The organism is Mesorhizobium shonense (assembly GCF_040545255.1).
Taxonomy (GTDB): domain Bacteria; phylum Pseudomonadota; class Alphaproteobacteria; order Rhizobiales; family Rhizobiaceae; genus Mesorhizobium; species Mesorhizobium shonense.
Genome location: NZ_JBEPLM010000023.1, coordinates 45,075 through 63,460 on the forward strand (window position 1 = coordinate 45,075; position 18,386 = coordinate 63,460).

Annotated in this window: 18 protein-coding genes; 13 read left to right on the forward strand and 5 right to left on the reverse strand. The window is 64.6% G+C overall.

What is annotated here, in order from left to right; all coding sequences use genetic code 11:
- Positions 1-29: 29 nt before the first annotated feature.
- Positions 30-800 (reverse strand): sulfite exporter TauE/SafE family protein, encoded by a 771-nt coding sequence (locus tag ABID26_RS33750; RefSeq protein ID WP_126097437.1) that lies wholly within the window; start codon positions 798-800, stop codon positions 30-32.
- Between the two features lie 195 nt (positions 801-995).
- Here ABID26_RS33750 and ABID26_RS33755 point away from each other — a divergent pair, with 195 nt between their 5' ends.
- Positions 996-1,454 (forward strand): GNAT family N-acetyltransferase, encoded by a 459-nt coding sequence (locus tag ABID26_RS33755; protein WP_126097436.1) that lies wholly within the window; start codon positions 996-998, stop codon positions 1,452-1,454.
- A gap of 145 nt (positions 1,455-1,599) precedes the next feature.
- On the opposite strand, the gene ABID26_RS33760 is transcribed toward ABID26_RS33755, so the two are convergent.
- On the reverse strand, positions 1,600-2,652 hold the full coding sequence (locus ABID26_RS33760; RefSeq protein WP_210211912.1) for a methyltransferase: 1,053 nt from the start codon (positions 2,650-2,652) through the stop codon (positions 1,600-1,602).
- 259 nt (positions 2,653-2,911) lie between these two features.
- Between ABID26_RS33760 and ABID26_RS33765 the strand changes: the two genes are divergently transcribed.
- The 8 genes from ABID26_RS33765 to ABID26_RS33800 all read left to right on the forward strand — a co-directional run bounded on the left by ABID26_RS33765 (position 2,912) and on the right by ABID26_RS33800 (position 9,982).
- Complete coding sequence (locus tag ABID26_RS33765) at positions 2,912-3,559, forward strand: thiamine phosphate synthase (RefSeq protein ID WP_292374766.1); 648 nt, start codon at positions 2,912-2,914, stop codon at positions 3,557-3,559.
- A gap of 1 nt (position 3,560) precedes the next feature.
- Positions 3,561-4,661 carry a tetratricopeptide repeat protein gene (locus ABID26_RS33770; RefSeq protein WP_126097434.1) on the forward strand — a complete coding sequence of 367 codons (1,101 nt, stop codon included), beginning with the start codon at positions 3,561-3,563 and terminating at the stop codon, positions 4,659-4,661.
- Between the two features lie 164 nt (positions 4,662-4,825).
- Entirely contained in the window at positions 4,826-5,392 is a 567-nt protein-coding gene (efp, locus tag ABID26_RS33775) for an elongation factor P (protein ID WP_059190016.1), read from the forward strand.
- Between the two features lie 41 nt (positions 5,393-5,433).
- Entirely contained in the window at positions 5,434-6,234 is an 801-nt protein-coding gene (locus tag ABID26_RS33780) for an inositol monophosphatase family protein (protein ID WP_126097433.1), read from the forward strand.
- A 202-nt stretch (positions 6,235-6,436) separates the two neighbouring features.
- The gene (trhA, locus tag ABID26_RS33785; protein ID WP_126097432.1) at positions 6,437-7,165 is read left to right on the forward strand and encodes a PAQR family membrane homeostasis protein TrhA; all 729 of its coding nucleotides are present in this window, start codon (positions 6,437-6,439) and stop codon (positions 7,163-7,165) included.
- A gap of 102 nt (positions 7,166-7,267) precedes the next feature.
- Positions 7,268-8,287: a MotA/TolQ/ExbB proton channel family protein gene (locus tag ABID26_RS33790; protein WP_126097431.1), complete on the forward strand. Its 1,020-nt coding sequence runs from the start codon at positions 7,268-7,270 to the stop codon at positions 8,285-8,287.
- Between the two features lies 1 nt (position 8,288).
- Positions 8,289-9,317 carry a peptidoglycan -binding protein gene (locus ABID26_RS33795; RefSeq protein WP_126097430.1) on the forward strand — a complete coding sequence of 343 codons (1,029 nt, stop codon included), beginning with the start codon at positions 8,289-8,291 and terminating at the stop codon, positions 9,315-9,317.
- Between the two features lie 254 nt (positions 9,318-9,571).
- On the forward strand, positions 9,572-9,982 hold the full coding sequence (locus ABID26_RS33800) for a hypothetical protein (protein WP_292302595.1): 411 nt from the start codon (positions 9,572-9,574) through the stop codon (positions 9,980-9,982).
- Positions 9,983-10,213: 231 nt separating this feature from the next.
- Here the strand turns inward: ABID26_RS33800 and ABID26_RS33805 are convergent, their stop codons facing one another.
- Positions 10,214-10,567 (reverse strand): DUF1304 domain-containing protein, encoded by a 354-nt coding sequence (locus ABID26_RS33805; protein ID WP_126097428.1) that lies wholly within the window; start codon positions 10,565-10,567, stop codon positions 10,214-10,216.
- A gap of 147 nt (positions 10,568-10,714) precedes the next feature.
- On the opposite strand from ABID26_RS33805, the gene ABID26_RS33810 reads away from it, so the two are divergent.
- Positions 10,715-12,199 carry a carboxypeptidase M32 gene (locus ABID26_RS33810; RefSeq protein WP_292345114.1) on the forward strand — a complete coding sequence of 495 codons (1,485 nt, stop codon included), beginning with the start codon at positions 10,715-10,717 and terminating at the stop codon, positions 12,197-12,199.
- A gap of 157 nt (positions 12,200-12,356) precedes the next feature.
- Complete coding sequence (locus ABID26_RS33815) at positions 12,357-14,405, forward strand: DUF3857 domain-containing protein (RefSeq protein WP_292302597.1); 2,049 nt, start codon at positions 12,357-12,359, stop codon at positions 14,403-14,405.
- A 49-nt stretch (positions 14,406-14,454) separates the two neighbouring features.
- Here ABID26_RS33815 and ABID26_RS33820 read toward each other — a convergent pair whose 3' ends face one another.
- The gene (locus ABID26_RS33820; protein WP_126097426.1) at positions 14,455-16,257 is read right to left on the reverse strand and encodes an ABC transporter transmembrane domain-containing protein; all 1,803 of its coding nucleotides are present in this window, start codon (positions 16,255-16,257) and stop codon (positions 14,455-14,457) included.
- Positions 16,258-16,462: 205 nt separating this feature from the next.
- Between ABID26_RS33820 and rpmE the strand changes: the two genes are divergently transcribed.
- The gene (gene rpmE, locus ABID26_RS33825) at positions 16,463-16,684 is read left to right on the forward strand and encodes a 50S ribosomal protein L31 (protein WP_040974396.1); all 222 of its coding nucleotides are present in this window, start codon (positions 16,463-16,465) and stop codon (positions 16,682-16,684) included.
- A 324-nt stretch (positions 16,685-17,008) separates the two neighbouring features.
- On the opposite strand, the gene ABID26_RS33830 is transcribed toward rpmE, so the two are convergent.
- Positions 17,009-17,650 (reverse strand): TetR/AcrR family transcriptional regulator, encoded by a 642-nt coding sequence (locus ABID26_RS33830; protein ID WP_126097425.1) that lies wholly within the window; start codon positions 17,648-17,650, stop codon positions 17,009-17,011.
- Between the two features lie 130 nt (positions 17,651-17,780).
- Between ABID26_RS33830 and ABID26_RS33835 the strand changes: the two genes are divergently transcribed.
- Entirely contained in the window at positions 17,781-18,257 is a 477-nt protein-coding gene (locus ABID26_RS33835) for an anthrone oxygenase family protein (protein WP_126097424.1), read from the forward strand.
- Positions 18,258-18,386: the final 129 nt, after the last annotated feature.

The window sequence follows — 18,386 nt, forward strand, 5'->3', positions numbered from 1 at the left end:
GCAGGCGCGGCCGCCGAGCCGCCCCGCTATTACATGAGTCCCGCAAGACCGTCCCAGAGCAGCTTGACCGCCACCATGGCCACCGTCGCATAGGTGAACGGATAAAACACCTCCGGCCGCATGCGGCGCACCAGCCAGGCGCCGGCGATGGTGGAGAGCGGCGCCAGCGGCATCAGCGCAAAAGAGGCGGTGAGGTTGGTGCTGTCGAACTGGCCGAGTGCGAAATAGGGGATGAGCTTCAGCGCATTGGTGGCGGCGAAGAAGATCGCCGCCGTCCCCGACAGCACCTTTGGGTCGAGCCGGATCGGCAGCGCATAGACCTGGAAGGGCGGGCCGCCGACATGGGCGACGAAGCTGGTGAAGCCGGCGACCGTGCCCCAGAAGGCGGCCGCGATGCGGTTCGGCTCGGCCGCATGATCGGCGCCGTGGCGGAACTGCAGATAGATCCAGCGCAAGACGAAGATCAGCGCGACGGCGCCGACGATGAGCCGCACCATCTCCTCGGTCACCAGGGCCGCCGTCAGCCAGCCGAGGCCGATGCCGATGATGGCGCCCGGCATCATGTCGGTGAGCATCTTGCGGTCATAGATGCCCCACCATGTCCACACCGAAACGATGTCCATCAGGCAAAGGATCGGCAGCAGGATGGCCGCGGCCTGTACCGGCGGCATGGTCAGCGCCATCAGCGGCACGCCGACGAAACCCACGGCGCCGCCGAAGCCGCCCTTCGACAGGCCGACGAGGAGGACCGCCGGAATGGCGGCGGCATAGAACCAGGGATCGCTGAGCAGGCCTGACATGGTGAGAACGGCGGGGGATGAGAACGGCGGGAGAATGACGGGAGACCTGCAATAGACCACAAAGCGGAAGAGCGCGATAGCCGATGCGTCCCGTCAGCCGGCCGGCGCGATCAACTGTCCCGCAAACCAGCCTTACGGTTTGCGGCAGGCGCGAAGGCCATGCATAAGGTCAGCGGCCCAGCATGAGGTTTGACGATGAGCGAAGTCCTGATCCGCCGCGCGCGGCAAGCCGATCTCCCGGCGATCGTCGCCATGCTTGCCGATGATGTGCTTGGCCGCGCCCGCGAGGACACACGCATGCCGCTGACGCAGGCCTATCTGGATGCCTTCGCGGCGGTCGACAGCGACCCGAACCAGTTGCTCGCGGTAATGGCGGACGGCGCCGATGTCATCGGCACGCTGCAGATCAGCTTTCTCGCCGGACTGTCGTCGCAGGGTGCCTGGCGCGGCCAGATCGAGGCGGTGCGCGTCGCGGCGAACCGGCGCGGCGAAAGGCTCGGGCAGCGCCTGCTGGAATGGGCGATCGAAAAATGCCGTGAACGCGGCTGCAGGGTCGTCCAGCTGACGACCAACAAGAGCCGGCTCGACGCCCACCGCTTCTACGAGCGGCTCGGCTTCAAGGCCAGTCACATCGGCTACAAGCTGGATCTGTGACCGCCGCGGGGGCGCGGCCGGCGGGCGTGTCATCGCCGGGCTGGTTGGCCGATGCCCATTTGAGGGCATAGCGTTGGTTTCCCGCTAAACAACGCCATGCCCTCGATTTGAACTGCGGGGCGCCTATTCCACTCCGCCTTGCGCTCTACGGCTTGCGGCCGATCACGGCGCCGTTCGCGGCGGGTGCTTCGAACCAGACCGTCTCGATGTTCCGAAATCCGGCTTCCTTGAGCCACGCCGAATATTCAGCCGGCGTGTAGTTTCGCCCTTCCGTCTCGATCAGCATGTTGAGGCTCATCAGCGCGGCTGGCGCTGGTCCGGTCTTTTCGTCATTGACCAGAAGTTCGCTGATCACGACTGCGCCGCCGCTCGGCAAAGCCTCGAAGGACCGGCGCAGCAAGGCGTGGTTCTTCGCCTCGTCCCAATCGTGCAGGATCATCGACAGGAGATGCACGTCGTGATCTCCGGGAAGCTGTTCGAAAAAGCTGCCGCCGGCGGTCTCGATGCGGTCGGTCAAGCCGGCCTCGGCAATTTTTCCCGCGGCGATCGCGGCCACATGCGGCAAGTCGAACACGGTCGCACGCAGCGCCCCATGCTGTTTGCAAAGCTCGATGTCGTACGCGCCCGATCCGCCGCCGATATCGAGGAGGCGGCGGAAATGACCGAGATCCACGGCTTCGCCGAGCTTGCGCGCGGTCATCATGGAGAGCGAATGCATCGCCTCCCAGAAGAGGGCCAGCATCGTCGGATCCTCGCCTTCGAACGCCGAGGATTGCACTGCCGGGTCCCACGTGGTTGGCCGGTTCGTGCGCAGCGCTTCGGCAAGTTTGCCCCAGCCCTCGTAAAGCCGCTTGTCGGCCATCTGCACGAAGCCACCGAAGTAATACGGTTTCCCGCGCACGAGATAGGCTTCGCTTAGCGGCGTATTGCGATAACGGCCGTCCGTCTTCTCCAGAAGCCCGAGTGCGGCGCAGCCGGTCAACAGCATCTCGGCCGGGCGTGGATTGAGACCGAGCGCTTCCGCCAGTCCGGCAACCGTGATGCCGGCGCCGCCCGCGAGGCGGCTGAAGAGGTCCAACTCGTGCGCAGCGGCCAGGGTCTTGAAGGCCCAGAAACCGGTCGAAAGCGCCATCAGCGGGACAGCGGTAGGAAGCTCCGCTGCGTTCGCCGTGCGCCTTTCACGGATTGTCGGTTCCATGATCATCTCCTGCAAATGGGTTCGACGACACGCACATCGTCAAAGAGCGCCGTTGCAGGGTGATTTCGCGGCCGAGAAATTCGGTTACATCTGAAATCATGGGCCTCCTGCCTGGGGTCCCCGATGGCGCAAGCCTTCGCTGTCGCGATGCATTTCGGCGGCTATCTTCGCCCGCCTCCTGTTCAAGCCGGACGCATTGCTTTATGCCGCAATGCAACCATCTTCGCCCGGCATAGGCGAAAACCGGGATCGAAGGCCAATGAACGATTTAACGCCGCCCAACCGCTGCCGTATCGTGCTGATCGCGCCGCCGCTTGCGACGGCCGAGCACATCTGCGCGGCCTTCGACGGCGGCGACATCGCCTCGCTGATCCTGCCCGACAACGGCATGGACGATGCCACCTTCCAGGCCTTCGCCGAAAAAATCGTGCCGGTCGCTCAAGCCGCCGGCATCGCCGTCATCATCGCCGGCGACAGCCGCATTGCCGGCCGCGTTCACGCCGACGGCATCCATGTCGAGGCCAACCGACAGGAGCTCGCCGAGACGATCGAGCGCCTGGCGGACAAGATGATGGTCGGCGCCGGCGGCGCCAAGACCCGCGACGACGCGCTGGAGCTCGGTGAGGAGCGCCCCGACTATATATTCTTCGGCCGCTTCGGTTACGACAACAAGCCGGAGCCGCATCCGCGCAACCTCTCGCTCGGCCAATGGTGGGCGCAGATGATCCAGATCCCCTGCATCGTCATGGCCGGGTCCGATCTCGCCTCGGTGGAAACGGTGGCGGCCACGGGGACAGAATTCGTGGCGCTCTCCAGCGCGATCTTCGCCGACGGGCTCGATCCGCGCGCGGCGGTCGCCGCCGCCAACGCCCTGCTCGACGAAACCGCGCCGCGCTTCGAGGACTGACGTGCGCTACTCCCGGCTTCCCCTCGCGGCGTTGGCCGCTGCCTTGACGATCCAGGCGGCCGCGGCGGCAGGCGCGGAGGCGGTGCCGGTGCCACAGCCCAGGCCGGATACAAGTGTGCCGGACGCGAGTGCCCCTAATACCGACGCCCCTAATGCTGGCGCCCCTAATGCTGGCGCTGCGCGGGCCGACAAGCCGATAGAAACACCGCTGCCGCAGCCGGCGACGCTTGCGCCGCCATCGCCCGACACCGTCAACCCCGATCGCTTCGGCGCCAAGCCGCCGGACGCCGCCTATGGCGCCTTCCAGCGCGGGCTCTACAAGACCGCCTATAACCTCGCCATGGTGCGGGCCAAGAATGGCGACCCCGCCGCTCAGACATTGGTCGCCGAGATCCTGTCGCGCGGGCTGGGCGTGCCGCTCAACGCGGCCGAGGCTGCGAAATGGTATGGGCTTGCCGCCGAGCAGGGCGTGCCGGAGGCGCAGTTCCAGTACGCGCTGATGCTGCTCGACGGCCGCTATGTGAAGAAGGACAGCAAGGAAGCCTATGCGCTGATGCAGGCCGCCGCCGAGGCCGGCAACCGCCTGGCGCAGTTCAACTTCGCCCAATTGCTCGTCCAGCAGGATCCGGGCGATGCCGGCCTCGCCAAGGCCGCCGTCTACTATGAGCGGGCTGCCGCGACCGGACTTGCCGACGCCGAATACGCGATGGCGCAAATCTACTCCAACGGCGCCGGCGGCAGGCCGCATGACGACGCCAAGGCACGCGTCCTGTTGGCTCAGGCCGCCCGCCAAAATTACGACACCGCACAGATCGATCTCGCCGCCTGGATGATCGAGGGGCGCGGCGGCGAACGCGACCTGAAATCGGGCTTCGCCTGGATGAAGCGCGCGGCCGAGGGAGGCAACGTCGCCGCCCAGAACCGACTCGCCAAGCTCTATATGGGCGGCATCGGCACCGACCCCGATCTGATCCTGGCCGGAGCCTGGTACATCCTCGCCCGCCGCGCCGGGCTGATCGACCCGCAGATGGACGATTTCCTGCAGGGCCTCGACGACGGCCAGACCAAGCAGGCGCTGCAGAAGGCGAATCGCCTGCCCTGAGACCACTTGCCATGCCGGACCGGTTCGAGATCCGCTCGCTCGCCGCTTTCCCTTGCCACTCCCTCCCTTGCCTCCCCTCCCTTGCCTCCTTGGGCGATTTGTGGTCTTGGAAGCGCCAAAGCGCGCGTCCCGCGCGAAAAAATCTCATTCCGGATCAGTTCACCATGGCCAAGATCAGCGGCAGCGAAATCCGTCCAGGTTACGTCATCGAGCACGATGGCGGCCTGTGGGTGGCGGTCAAGACCAACACCGTCAAGCCGGGCAAGGGCGGCGCCTACAACCAGGTCGAGCTGAAGAATCTGATCAACGGCACCAAGCTCAACGAGCGCTTCCGCTCGGCCGAGACCGTCGAGCAGATCCGCCTTGACCTGAAGGATTTCTCCTTCCTCTACGAGCAGGGCGACGCGCTGGTGTTCATGGACACCGAGAGCTACGAGCAGCTCGAACTGGCAAAGGACTTCGTCGGCGAACGCGCCGCTTTCCTGCAGGACGGCATGATGGTGACGGTCCAGCTCTACGAGGAACGGCCGATCGGCATCTCGCTGCCCGACCAGGTGACGCTGACCATCACCGAGGCCGACCCGGTGGTTAAGGGCCAGACGGCGGCGTCCTCCTACAAGCCGGCGGTGCTGGAAAACGGCGTCCGCGTGCTGGTGCCGCCCTTCATCTCCGCCGGCGAGCGCATCATCGTCGACACCAACGAAATCACTTACGTGCGCCGCGCAGACTAGACGGCCCGGACAACAGGAAGAAAAGACAGCAGGAAGAAAAAATGGCGCGTTCCGCTCTGCTCAATGTCATGGTCCAGGCCGCGATGAAGGCCGGCCGGTCCCTGTCGCGCGATTTCGGCGAGGTGCAGAACCTGCAGGTCTCGATGAAGGGACCGGGCGACTATGTCAGCCAGGCCGACCGCAAGGCGGAAGAGATCGTCTTTGCCGAACTGTCCAAGGCGCGGCCGGGCTATGCTTTCCTGATGGAGGAGCGCGGCGCCGTCGAAGGCGAGGACGGCCAGCATCGCTGGATCGTCGACCCGCTCGACGGCACCACCAATTTCCTGCACGGCATCCCGATTTTCTCGGTCTCGATCGCGCTCGAGCGCCAGGGCCAGATCGTCGCCGGCGTCGTCTACAATCCGGCGATGGACGAGCTCTATACCGCCGAGCGCGGCGGCGGCGCCTTCATGAACGACCGCCGGCTGCGGGTCGCCGGACGGACCAAGCTCACCGATGCCGTGATCGGCTGCGGCGTGCCGCATCTCGGCCGCGGCCAGCACGGCAATTTCCTGATCGAGCTGCGCAACGTCATGGCGGAAGTTTCCGGCGTCCGTCGCCTGGGCTCCGCCGCGCTTGACCTTGCCTATGTCGCGGCCGGCCGCATGGACGGTTTTTGGGAAACCGGTCTCTCGGCCTGGGACATCGCCGCCGGCACGCTGCTCATCCGCGAGGCGGGCGGCTTCGTGTCGGACATGGATGGCGGACAGGACATGCTGGAGGCCGGCTCCATCGTCGCCGGCAACGAACTCATCCAGCGTGCGCTCTTGAAGACCGTCAAGAAGCCCCTGGCATCGCGCTGACAGCCAGCCACGCCGGCGGCGCGGCGCGTTGAAGCGCCTACGCATGATCCCCGAACCGAAGGTTCGGAAAGGATCATGCGCAAATCAAAGTGCTATAGCGTCCTTTGCGCGTCGAAAGGACGCGCGGCTGTAGTCGCAAAACCGCAACCGAAGCTTGAAATACTGGTCCGCGACTGCCCAGATAAGGGTTGCAGGATCACTCATGAACGACGCGCGCGCAGAGTCCCGGATCGGAATTGGGCCCCAGGTCGAAACCGGGTCCCAGATCGAAATACCCTTTATCGGCCGCTGGCATTATTCGCGCGCCGAAATGATCGCCGATGGCATCGTTCATGCCGTGGGCATCGTGCTGGCGATCGCGGCCGGTTCGGCCTTCCTGGCGCTTGCTGCCTTTCATTCCGGGCCCGGTGAATATGTCGCCGCGGTCTTCTACGTCGTATCCCTGCTCACCGTGCTCTCGGTATCGCTGGCCTACAATCTTTGGCCGATATCGTGGCCGGCGAAGTGGATATTGCGCCGTTTCGATCACGCCGCGATCTACCTGCTGATCGCCGCCACCTACACGCCCTTCCTCGCTCAGCTCCAGGCCTCGTCGCTGGCCCTGCCGATGATCGTTGTGGTGTGGGCCGCGGCGGCGACGGGCATCGCGATCAAGATGTTCCTGCCCGGCCGCTACGACCGTCTGGCGATCGTCTTCTACCTCGCCATCGGTTGGAGCGGCGTCGTGCTCGCCCGACCGCTGGTCGAAACGCTGCCCACGGCCTCTGTCGTGCTGCTGATCGCCGGTGGCATCGTCTATTCCTTGGGCGTCATCTTCTTCGCCTGGAAAGGCCTGCGCTTCCACAATGCCGTCTGGCACGGCTTCGTCGTCACCGGCGCCGGGCTGCATCTGGCCGCCATGGTCGACTGCCTGGTGATCAGCCGGTTCTGAACCTTGGCGGCGGCGATATTGCCAAGCACCATTCAATTTGGTCACAATTCCGTTTAGAGTCGCGGCAAATTCGCGGCGGGTGGCATCGGAAACGGGGCACGGATGGCTTTTCTCAGATCCTTCGGCAGGCGCTCGGATGTCCTGGTCTACGATCCGCACAAACTATCGAGCCCGCAGGTCTTCCTGCTCACCATGGTGATCTTCCTGGTCATCGTCGCCTTCATCGCCGCCATCCTCACCCGCCAGATCTCGAGAGCCTTCTCGGCCAATCCCGGCCTCAACGGGCTGATCATCGGCGTGCTCGCCGTCGGCATCCTGCTCGCCTTTGTCCAGGTCGGGCGGCTGTTCCGGGAAGTGCGCTGGGTCAATTCCTTCCGTGCCGGCTCCGAGACCACCGAGCCGGTGCTTTTGGCGCCGATGAAGGCGATGATCGGCCGCTCGTCGGCGGTCGCCTTCTCGACCTCTTCGATGCGCACTATGCTCGATTCCATCGCCACCCGCCTCGACGAAAGCCGCGACACCTCGCGCTATCTCGTCGGGCTGTTGGTGTTCCTCGGCCTGCTCGGCACCTTCTGGGGTCTGCTCGGCACCATCGCCTCGATCCGCGAGACCATCGAAGCGCTGGACCCCGGCAGCGGCGATGCGGCGGCCGTGCTCGATGCGCTGAAGCAGGGCCTGTCGGCGCCGCTTGCCGGCATGGGCACGGCCTTCTCGTCCTCGCTGTTCGGCCTCTCCGGCTCGCTTGTGCTCGGCTTCCTCGACCTGCAGGCCGGCCGCGCCCAGACCCGCTTCTACACCGAGCTCGAGAACTGGCTGTCCTCGGTCACCGATCTGTCGTCCGACATCGTTGTCTCCGATCAGGCCCGTGCCGAGCCGTCGGAGGAAATCCGCCTGCTGTCGGAACGGCTGCGCAGCCTGCAGGAGAATGGCGGCGGCTCCAATCCACGCGTCGCCACCGCCATGGCCAACCTCGCCGACGGCATTTCCGGCCTGGTCAAGAACATGCGCTCCGAGCAGCAGATCATGCGCGACTGGGTCGAGGCCCAGTCCGACGAGCAGAAGGCGATGCGCAACACGCTGGAAAAGATCGCCGACGCGCTGAAGAAGCAAGGGGTCCACTGACGTGGCGCTGGCAAGACGGCGCGCCGATCGCCGCATCGACTACTGGCCGGGTTTCGTCGACGCGCTGTCGACGCTGCTTTTGGCGATCATGTTCCTGCTGACCGTCTTCGTGCTGGCGCAGTTCCTGCTCAGCCGCGAGATTTCCGGCAAGGACACGGTGCTCAACCGCCTCAACTCGCAGATCAACGAGCTGACCCAGCTGCTGGCGCTGGAGCGCTCGAACAGCCAGGACAAGGAAGATACGCTCGCCAACCTGCAGGCCTCGCTGTCGGCGGCGGAAGCGGAAAAAAGCCGCCTTCAGCAATTGCTGGACCAAGGGGCCGGCGCCGGCGACGCAGCTAACAAGCGCGCCTCGGCCCTTTCAGGCGAGCTCGACAACCAGCGCCAGATCAGCCAGCAGGCGCTGAGCCAGGTCGAGATCCTCAACCAGCAGATCGCGGCATTGCGCAAGCAGATCGGAGCGCTCGAAGACGCGCTCAACGTCTCCGAGCAGCGCGATCGCGACTCCAACACCAAGATCGCCGACCTCGGCCGCCGGCTGAACGTGGCGCTGGCGCAGCGTGTCCAGGAGCTCAACCGCTACCGTTCCGATTTCTTCGGCCGGCTGCGCGAGATCCTCGCCGACCGCGAGAACATCCGCATCGTCGGCGACCGCTTCGTCTTCCAGTCGGAGGTCTTGTTTCCCACCGGCTCCGACGTGATCAACGATGCCGGCAAGGTCGAGATGAAGAAGCTCGCCGACGCCATTATCGAATTGCAGAAGGAAATCCCGCCCGAGATCAGCTGGGTGCTGCGCGTCGACGGCCACACCGACAACAAGCCGCTGTCCGGCACCGGCCGTTATCGCGACAACTGGGAGCTTTCGACGGCGCGCGCGACCTCGGTGGTGAAGTTCCTGATCGAGAACGGCGTGCCGGCCAACCGGCTGGTCGCCGCCGGCTTCGGCGAGTTCCAGCCGCTCGATCCGGCCGATACGGACGAGGCGCGCAGCAAGAACCGCCGCATCGAGCTGAAGCTCACCGAGCGCTGAGTGGCCGCTCGAATCCGTTCGTGCCGGACGTTGCGCCCGAATGCGACTTTTTAGGGCAGGATGCGGGCATGACAAGGCCGCAAAAGATTACCGTTTTTTAATTCCACTTTGCCCGGTGCCGCTCCTAAGTTTGCTATGGGGCCGAGGACCGCCGGCGGTGCCTCCCACATCGCGACGCGACGGAAACCGGACGGCCCAGGCCGGAAGGCAGGTCGTTCCGGCGCTGCCTTCCCCAGCAAGAGGGAGACGCAGCCATGCGCTCTTTCAAGTTACCCCTAACTTTCAAGTTACCCAGGACCGCGGCGCTCGCCGCACTTGTCGTCGCCGTTCCGTTTGCCGGCGCCTATGCCGCATCGGCCGGCTTCTATACCCCGCGCACGGCGGGCCTCATCGATCAGGCGCAGAGCGTGGACCAAGGCATCACGGCCGCGAGGCAGATGGACAAGATCAAGCCAGCCGAGGCGCGAGACCTTCACAGGCAGGCCGTCCGCATCAGCCGGGTCGCGCAACGGGAAGCCGCGGCGGGACATGGCGCGATACCATCCGAGCAATATCAGCAGTTGGTGGCGCAGCTCGATGATGTGAGCCAGAGCCTGCGGAACGCCACCGGCAGCAGCCCGCTCATCGGCGACGGTGCCGACGGCGGCTACTATCCGAACGGTTGAGTTCCCATCCATCGCAGCGAATTTTGCCGCGACGGCGCCCGCGCGCTTTTTGGCGCGCGGGTAGGGTGGAGTCGCGCGGGCACCACCTGGCGCCCGAGCCCTAGAGCATGATGCCGAAAAGTGTGAAGCGGTTTTCGGGCGACATCATGCTCTATCTCTTTGATTTAGAGCCGGATTCAGATTTCGGGTCGGTTCGACCTGAAATCATCCGGCTCTAAGGGCGCCCTTTTTTCACCAGCCTAGCCAAACTGCGGCGATCGCGAGCACGGCCGGCACCGTCTGGATGAACAGGATCTTGCGGCCGACGGTCGCCGCGCCGTAAAGGCCGGCGATGGCGACGCAAAGCAGGAAGAAGATCTTGATCTGGAATCCGCCGGCGCCGAGATAGAGGCCCCAGATCAGGCCTGCCGCGAGAAAGCCGTTATAGAGCCCCTGGTTCGCGGCGAGCACTTTTGAAGCGCTGGCAAAGTCCGGCTTGAGATTGAACGCCTTGTGCCCGCGCGGCGTATCCCACAGCACCATCTCCAGATAGACGATGTAGCAGTGGATCAGCGCCACCAGCCCGGTCAGGATATTGCCGACCATTGTCCCCTCCAGTCGTTTGTTCCCGGCATTGATCACGCAGCGCTGCCGCAAGGCAAGATGGGCAGCTCTTCTGCTGGCCGATCAGGGTTGCCAAGCTCCATGCGTTGGTATCTTTTCGCGCCAGCCAATTTCCAGTTGGGATCCGCCATGTCCTTCCAAAAACTCGATCAACTCGGCCACAAGCTTGAAGCGCTGGAACATGCGTTAGCCATCCTCGGCGCCGACGAGGCGACCCACATGGCGGTCGGTGGCGGCGAGAAACGCGCCGAGGCGATGTCCACCCTTGCCGGCATGCTGCACGCCCAGGCAACCGCGCCGGAGATCGGCGACTGGATCGCCGCCGCCGAAGCCGAGCCGCTGAACGACGAGCAGCAGGCGGCGGTCCGGGAACTGCGCCGGCAATTCACCAATCTCACCTGCCTGCCGGTCGAGTTCGTCGAGCGCCAGACGACGGCGCGCATGCGCTCCGAGCAGCTCTGGCGCGACCTGCGCGCCAAGAATGACTGGGCGGGCTTCCTGCCGGCGCTGGAAGGGGTGGTGGCGCTGGTGCGCGAAGAGGCGGCGCTGCGCGCCGACGCGCTCGGCCTCGCCCCCTATGACGCGCTGATGGAGCAGTACGACCCCGGCAACCGCGCCGCCGACATCACGCCGGTGTTTGCCGAGCTGAAGGCCTTCCTGCGGGACTTCCTGCCGCACGCGCTGGCCGTGCAGGATGCGCGCCTGGCCAAGCATCCGCTGAAGCCGCTCTCCGGCAGCTACGCCATCGAGAAGCAGCGCGAGCTCGGCCTTGCCATGATGGCGGCGGTCGGCTTCGACCTCACGCATGGCTCGCTGTCGGTGTCGCATCACCCGTTCTGCGGCGGCGTGCCGAGCGACGTGCGCATCACCACCCGCTACAAGACCTCCGATTTCCTGTCGGCGCTGATGGGCGTGCTGCACGAGACCGGCCACGCGCTCTACGAGCAGAACCTGCCGAAAGCCTGGTCGCACTGGCCGCTCGGCAAGGCGCGCGGCATGGCGGTGCATGAAAGCCAGAGCCTGTTCGTCGAGAAGCAGATCGGCCGCAACCCCGCCTTCTGGCGCTGGGCGCTGCCGGTGGTCGAAAAACACCTCGGCGAAGCCTGGTCGCTCGACGACATCCTGCCGCATGTCCACCATGTGAAACGCGGCTTCATCCGTGTCGACGCCGACGAGGTCACCTATCCGCTGCATGTCATCCTGCGCTACGAGCTCGAGCAGGAGCTTGTTGCCGGCCGGCTGGAGCCCGCCGACCTGCCCGAGGCCTGGGACGCCAAGATGCGCGACTATCTGGGCCTGTCGACCATCGACGACCCGGCCGACGGACCGATGCAGGACGTGCATTGGCCGGGCGCCGCGTTCGGCTATTTCCCGTCCTATACGCTTGGCGCCATGATGGCGGCGCAGCAATGGGCGGCCTTGACCAGGGAACATCCGTCCGCGGACGAGGACCTCGCCAGGGGCGATTTCGGCGCCATCAACGACTGGCGCCGCAAAAGGATCTGGTCGCAGGGTTCGCGCTGGTCGACGCCGGAACTGCTCGAGCGCGCCACCGGCAAGAGGCTCGACGCTGCTTACTTCACCGAGCACCTCCGCAGGCGCTACGGCAACTGACGCGCCCTCGCCGGCTCACCAGATCGAGGCGCGCAAAAGATGCGTTGCCGGCCTTTACTTTGGCAGGAAAGACTCTGAGAAATAGCGTTCCTTGCTTCAGCGGGCTTGAATGTTGGTGGGTGGCGGTTTTCGTGAGGTCGGGTCTTTCCGTTACCTCGTGCTTTTTTTGGTCGCACTGGCCGGTCTGATCTCCCCTGCAAGGGCGGATGAGATCGTCCGTAAAGGACCGGAGGCGGACTGGATCAAGTCGGTCGACGTCCCGTCGGCGGACCCGGCACGAGGCGACCAGATCAAAAACGGCATCTCCTGGCTGCTGGCGGATGAGCAAATCATCCATCGCGACTATGGCTATGACGACTATTCGCGCACTGTCTACAGAATCGTCGATCGGCCTGGCCTGGAGCAGGGTGCGAGCATCGACCTGCAATTCGACCCGTCCAGACACAAGGTGACGCTCAACCATTTACGCATCGTCCGCGACGGCCAGGTGCTGGACCGGCTCGACGACGTCAAGTTCGACATTTTCCGGCAGGAGAAGGATGCCGAAAAGGGCGTCTTTGACGGCTGGCTGACCGCCCATGTCAACATCGACGACGTGCGTGTCGGTGACGTCGTGGACTATGGCGAGACCTATGAGATCACGCCGCTCGTCGGCAAGGGCCTGTTTTTCTACAGCTTCTCGACCGAGTGGGAGGAGCCGGTGGGCCTGATCCGGACCAGCATCATCTGGCCGGCCTCGCGGCCGCTAGCGATCAAGCCGCGCGGAACCGAAATCAAACCCGTCATCTCCACCTCGGGAACGGGCTCCATCTATCTCTGGGAGATTGCCAATCCGAAACCGGTCAAGGTCGAGGAGAACGTGCCGACGGATTTCCCGGCCTGGGGATCGATCGACGTCTCGTCCACGGCAAGCTGGCAAAGCATCATCGACGCCATTCAGCCTTACTACAAGCCGGCTACCGCCTTCCCGCCCGCTTTTGCCGCCAAGCTCGACGAGATCGCGGCCAGGCACCCGCTGCCAGAGGATCGGATGATCCAGGCGATGCGCCTCGTCCAGGACGAGATCCGTTATGTCAGTCTCTCGATCGGCTCCGGGTCCTATATTCCGCGCGATCCGGCGACGGTCATCCAGAGCGGCTTTGGCGACTGCAAGGACAAGGCGCTGCTGCTTGCCTCGGCGCTCGCGCGGCTGGGCGTTTCCGCCCAAGTCGCGCTGGCCGACCTCGACCATGGGCGGGCGCTGGACCAGCACCTGCCAGCGCTGCGCGACTTCGATCACGCCATCGTCAAGGCGACGATCGGCGCCAAGATATATTGGCTGGACGCTACTGACTACCTGCAGGGCGGCGACGCAAGCAACTTCCCGCAGCCGGACTATGGTTTCGCCTTGCCAGTCTTTGGCAGTGGCGCGTTGGAGAAGATGCCCAGTGCGGAGCTTGAAAGCCCGACCGTCAAGGTCGCCGAGGAGTTTTCCTTTCCCGACAAGCCTGACGGCCACCTGACGCTTTCAGTGCTGTCGACCCATGAGGGTGCCGACGCCGACTACATGCGCGGCAAGCTCGCCAGCCGGTCGGTGAGCGAGCTGTCCGACGCCTACCTGAAATATTACAGCAAGCGCTACCCCGGTATCGAAAGCGCGGCAAAGCTGGAAATCTTCGACAATCGTGACGGCAACATCATCAATGTGCGGGAGAGCTACCGGCTGCCGGCTCAAGCATTGACCGCCAACGATCTGGCGAAAAACTTTTCGATCAAGGCAGCCGACCTCGGCACCGATCTGCCGACCCCGAGCATGGTGAACCGCGCCGGACCCGTCTCGCTTGGGTCCCCGGTCTACCGCAGGCACACCGTGACGGTGAGCAATCTGAAGGCACGCTTTTCCGGCGGCGAGATGAAGGATGTCGTCACGCCCTACCTGTCGCTGAAGTCGTCCTGGAGCAATACGCCGACCACTTTCGAGGTGCAGTGGGATTTCCGGACACTGGCGACACAGGTTCCGGCCAAGGCGGTCAACGATTATCTGAAGTCGGTCAAGGACGTGAGTGACAACATCGATTGGACGTTCGACTTCACCTATCAGGATGCGCCCGAAAATCCAGTGCCCGTCGCCGCACCGGACAGGTCCGAACAGCAGGTCATTGGCGGGTTGCTGCTGGTCTCGATTTTTGTAGGCATACCGCTTTTCATGGCCATCCGCCGCTGGTAGCCACGCGACGCGATACTTGCCTGCCCGGGACGCGCGGCCCCGGACGTTTTTACTCCGCCGCGCCCTTGAAGGCGCTGGCGCCGGTCTCGAACTGCAGCTTGGCCAGACGCGCATAGGTGCCGCCCTTGGCGACCAGGCTCTGATGCGTGCCTTCCTCGACGATGCGTCCCGCTTCCATGACGAGGATCCGGTCGGCCTTGAGCACCGTCGCCAGCCGGTGGGCGATGACGATGGTGGTGCGGCCGCGCATCAGCCGCTCCAGCGCCGTCTGCACCAGCGTCTCGCTTTCGGCGTCGAGCGCCGAGGTCGCCTCGTCGAGCAAGAGGATCGGCGCGTCACGCAGGATGGCGCGGGCGATCGCGATGCGCTGGCGCTGGCCGCCGGACAAGGTCACGCCGCGCTCGCCGACCTGGCTGTCATAGCCCTTTTCGAGCTTGCCGATGAATTCGTCGGCAAGGGCGGCCTTCGCCGCCGCCTCGATCCCGGCGTTGCCGGCGCCAGGCCGGCCGAAGCCGATATTGTCGCGCGCGCTGGCCGCGAAGATGGTGACGTCCTGCGGCACGATGGCGACGCGCTCGCGGATCGCGGCCGGATCGGCCTCGCGCACGTCGACGCCGTCGATGACGATGCGCCCGCTTTCCGGATCGTAGAAGCGCAGGATCAGCGAGAAGACGGTGCTTTTTCCCGCGCCGGAGGGGCCGACGATCGCCACCGTCTCGCCCGGCTTCACCTGGAAGCTCAGGCCATGCACCGCTGCCCGGTCCGGCCGCGCCGGATAGGAGAAGGAGACGTCGTCGAAGCTGATCGCGCCCTTGGCCTTGGCCGGCAGCGGCTGCGGATCGACGGGCGATTGGATGGCAGGTTTCTCGGCCAGGATTTCGGTTAGCCGTTCGGCGGCGCCCGCCGCCTGCGACAGTTCGCTCCACACTTCCGACAGCGCGCCGAGCGCCCCGGCGGCGAACACCGAATAAAGCAGGAACTGGCCGAGCGTGCCGGCCGACATCGTGCCGGCAAGCACGTCGCGTGAGCCGAACCAGAGCACCGCCACCACCGAGGAGAAGATCATGAAGATGGCGAAGAAGGTGAGGAAAGAGCGCGCGAAGACCGAGGTCCTTGCCGCCTCGAAAGCGGCCTCCACCGCGGTCGAGAAGCGCCCCGTCACCAGCTTCTCGTTGGTGAAGGCCTGCAGCGTGCGCACGGCGCCGATCTGCTCGCTGGCATAGGCGGTGGCTTCCGCAAGCGTGTCCTGCGCCAGCCGCGACTTGCGCCGCACCGAGCGGCCGAAGGCGACCAGCGGCAGCACGATCAGCGGGATGGCTGCAATGACCAGGCCGGAGAGTTTCGGACTGGTGAAGACCATCATCGCCACGGCGCCGAGGCCGAGGATGAGGTTGCGCAGCGCGACCGAAGCCGTGGCGCCGACAGCCGACTTCACCTGGGTGGTATCGGCGGCGAGCCGCGACACGATCTCACCGGAATGCGCCTTGTCGAAAAAGGCCGGCGAAAGCGTCGTGACATGAGAAAAGACGTCGCGGCGGATGTCGGCGACGACCCGCTCGCCGAGCGTGATGACGAAATAGTAGCGGCTGGCCGACGCCGCCGCCAGCAAGGCCGCCATCAGAACCAGCGCCGCGAAATACTCGGCAATAAAAGTGGAACCCGCGGCCTGGAAGCCGTGATCGATCATGCGCCGCACGGCCATCGGCAGGGCCAGCGTCGTCGCGGCCGCCACGATCAGTGAGATGATGGCGCCGACCGCCAGTTTCCGATAACGGGTAATATAGGGGAAAAGGCTTCTCAGCGGCCGGACCGAGCGCTTGCGCGCGTCTCCACTGACACCGATATCCGCCATGAGCGTTTCCTCTGGCCGCTTGCCGGTAACGCGCTTCAATATGCGCTTGCCGCGGCCTTGTGATTCAATTCCGGCTGATGTATAGGCTCGCCGACCGTTTTAGAAGCCGTGGCTTTTCATTAGCTGCGGCTTCGAGTTTTAAAAAGGGGCGCATCGACGCAGGCCATGGGCCCGTCACGGCGCCGGCAAGCCAGGAAATAAGACAATGAAGGCCGATATCCATCCCGACTACCACACCATCAAGGTCGTCATGACCGACGGCACCGAATACCTGACCCGTTCGACCTGGGGCAAGGAAGGCGACACGATGAACCTCGACATCGACCCGACCACCCACCCGGCCTGGACCGGCGGCCAGCAGACCCTGCTCGACCGCGGCGGCCGCCTGTCGAAGTTCAAGAAGCGTTTCGAAGGTTTCGGCCTTTAAGCCCTTCTCTGCTTTGTCGCAGATCAAAAACCCGCCCTCGTGGCGGGTTTTTTGTTGGTCAGTGCTCCCTTCTCCCCGTCTCTATACGGGGAGAAGGTGCCGGCAGGCGGATGAGGGGCAGCGCCAGCGTCGACGACTGGCTGGCTGAGGCGGAAGAAATTCGGCGACAGTGTATTATTAAAACTGGTGCCAATATCTTAGGCCCGCGCTGCCCCTCACCTGCCTGCCGGCATCCTCTCCCCGGATAGTGACGGGGAGAGGGACGCTGTCGCCGGTGGTTTCGCTAACTGTCAACCTGCAGGAAGCGCCGAGGTCGGGTCGTTTCTACTCCCCCACCAGCTCCCTCAGCGCCATTCGCTTGTAAGCCGCGACCAGCCTGTCGCCCTCTTCCCGGTCGACGGAGATCGCCAGCCGCATGGCGGTCTCGCCCATCTGCCAGACGAGGAACGCCGTCGTCTCCAACGCGATCGCGTCGGCGCCGGGGCGGAGCCGCTTCAGCACCGCGACCAGGAATTCGGCATTGGCCCGGCTGTCGGCAAGTTCCAGCTCGCGCAGCGCCTTGTCTGCCTGCGTGCCCGACCAGATGTCGCGCATCACCGGCTCGGCCAGGAACAGCCGGTAGTAGATATCGACCAGTTCCGAAAACGCCCGCTTCAGACCTTCGGCGTCGCTGACATCCTTCAGCGCTGAGGCAATGCAGGCCTGGCTTTCGGCGGTGTGGCGCTCGGCCAGCGCCCAGACGATTGCCCGCTTGTCCGGGAAGAATTGGTAGAGCGAGCCGATCGACACCCCTGCCCTCTCCGCCACCTCGCCCATGCGCATGGCGTCGCTGCCCTGCTCGGCAATCAGCGCGGAGGCGGCGGCAAGCATGCGCTCGACCCGCTCGCGGCTGCGTTGCTGCGTCGGCGCCCGCCGCGGCGAAGCAACAGAGGCCTGGTCGGTCCTCCCGGCGGATTTGTCTTCCATGCTCTCTCAGGGCGATTTTTCGAAAACTGGCTTGACTCGCAAAATACGAGGGTTTATCACATTTTGCAAATGTGAGGATTTCTCATATTTTTACCCGGGCATCGCCCGCGGCAAATCTGGAGCAACCGACATGATGAAACTTCTTCCCACCCTCACCTTCATCGCCGCGATCGGCTCTGGCGTCGTTGGCGGCGTCTTCTTCGCCTTCTCGAACTTCGTCATGGCGGCCCTTGCCCGGCTGCCCGTCCCAAGCGGCATCGCCGCGATGAATTCGATCAATGTAACGGTGATTACTCCAACCTTCATGACCGCTCTTTTCGGCACCGGCCTCATCTGCCTAGTGCTGATTGCCGCCGTTCTTCTTGGCTGGAGCCAGTCAGGCTCATACTGGCTGCTTGCCGGCGCCGTGATCTATTTCATCGGCAATCCGATCGTGACCATGGTCTTCAACGTGCCGCTCAACGACGCACTCGCCGCCGTTGATCCTGCGAGCGCCAACGGCGCCGCCGTGTGGGCGAACCATCTGAGCCAGTGGGTGATGTGGAATCACGTCCGCACCGTCACCGCCATCGTGGCGATGGCGTGCTTCATCATGGCATTGATCTGAGAATATGCAGCCGCAATGCAAAAGACCTCGCCTCTGAACTGACCCCGTAAAGTTGGACGGTTCATTGAGCTGGTAGATTTAAGGGCTGGGTCCTGTATTGCACAGGGGCCAGCCCTTTCAGTTTCAGTT

What these genes read in the sequence shown, in the direction of transcription:
- ABID26_RS33800 (WP_292302595.1), top strand. Translation starts at nt 9,572, where the DNA reads ATGCGCTCTTTCAAGTTACCCCTAACTTTCAAGTTACCCAGGACCGCG.
- ABID26_RS33805 (WP_126097428.1), bottom strand. Translation starts at nt 10,567, where the DNA reads ATGGTCGGCAATATCCTGACCGGGCTGGTGGCGCTGATCCACTGCTAC.
- efp (WP_059190016.1), top strand. Translation starts at nt 4,826, where the DNA reads ATGGCCAAGATCAGCGGCAGCGAAATCCGTCCAGGTTACGTCATCGAG.
- ABID26_RS33780 (WP_126097433.1), top strand. Translation starts at nt 5,434, where the DNA reads ATGGCGCGTTCCGCTCTGCTCAATGTCATGGTCCAGGCCGCGATGAAG.
- ABID26_RS33755 (WP_126097436.1), top strand. Translation starts at nt 996, where the DNA reads ATGAGCGAAGTCCTGATCCGCCGCGCGCGGCAAGCCGATCTCCCGGCG.
- ABID26_RS33830 (WP_126097425.1), bottom strand. Translation starts at nt 17,650, where the DNA reads ATGGAAGACAAATCCGCCGGGAGGACCGACCAGGCCTCTGTTGCTTCG.
- ABID26_RS33750 (WP_126097437.1), bottom strand. Translation starts at nt 800, where the DNA reads ATGTCAGGCCTGCTCAGCGATCCCTGGTTCTATGCCGCCGCCATTCCG.
- rpmE (WP_040974396.1), top strand. Translation starts at nt 16,463, where the DNA reads ATGAAGGCCGATATCCATCCCGACTACCACACCATCAAGGTCGTCATG.
- trhA (WP_126097432.1), top strand. Translation starts at nt 6,437, where the DNA reads ATGAACGACGCGCGCGCAGAGTCCCGGATCGGAATTGGGCCCCAGGTC.
- ABID26_RS33835 (WP_126097424.1), top strand. Translation starts at nt 17,781, where the DNA reads ATGATGAAACTTCTTCCCACCCTCACCTTCATCGCCGCGATCGGCTCT.
- ABID26_RS33820 (WP_126097426.1), bottom strand. Translation starts at nt 16,257, where the DNA reads ATGGCGGATATCGGTGTCAGTGGAGACGCGCGCAAGCGCTCGGTCCGG.
- ABID26_RS33760 (WP_210211912.1), bottom strand. Translation starts at nt 2,652, where the DNA reads ATGGAACCGACAATCCGTGAAAGGCGCACGGCGAACGCAGCGGAGCTT.
- ABID26_RS33765 (WP_292374766.1), top strand. Translation starts at nt 2,912, where the DNA reads ATGAACGATTTAACGCCGCCCAACCGCTGCCGTATCGTGCTGATCGCG.
- ABID26_RS33790 (WP_126097431.1), top strand. Translation starts at nt 7,268, where the DNA reads ATGGCTTTTCTCAGATCCTTCGGCAGGCGCTCGGATGTCCTGGTCTAC.
- ABID26_RS33810 (WP_292345114.1), top strand. Translation starts at nt 10,715, where the DNA reads ATGTCCTTCCAAAAACTCGATCAACTCGGCCACAAGCTTGAAGCGCTG.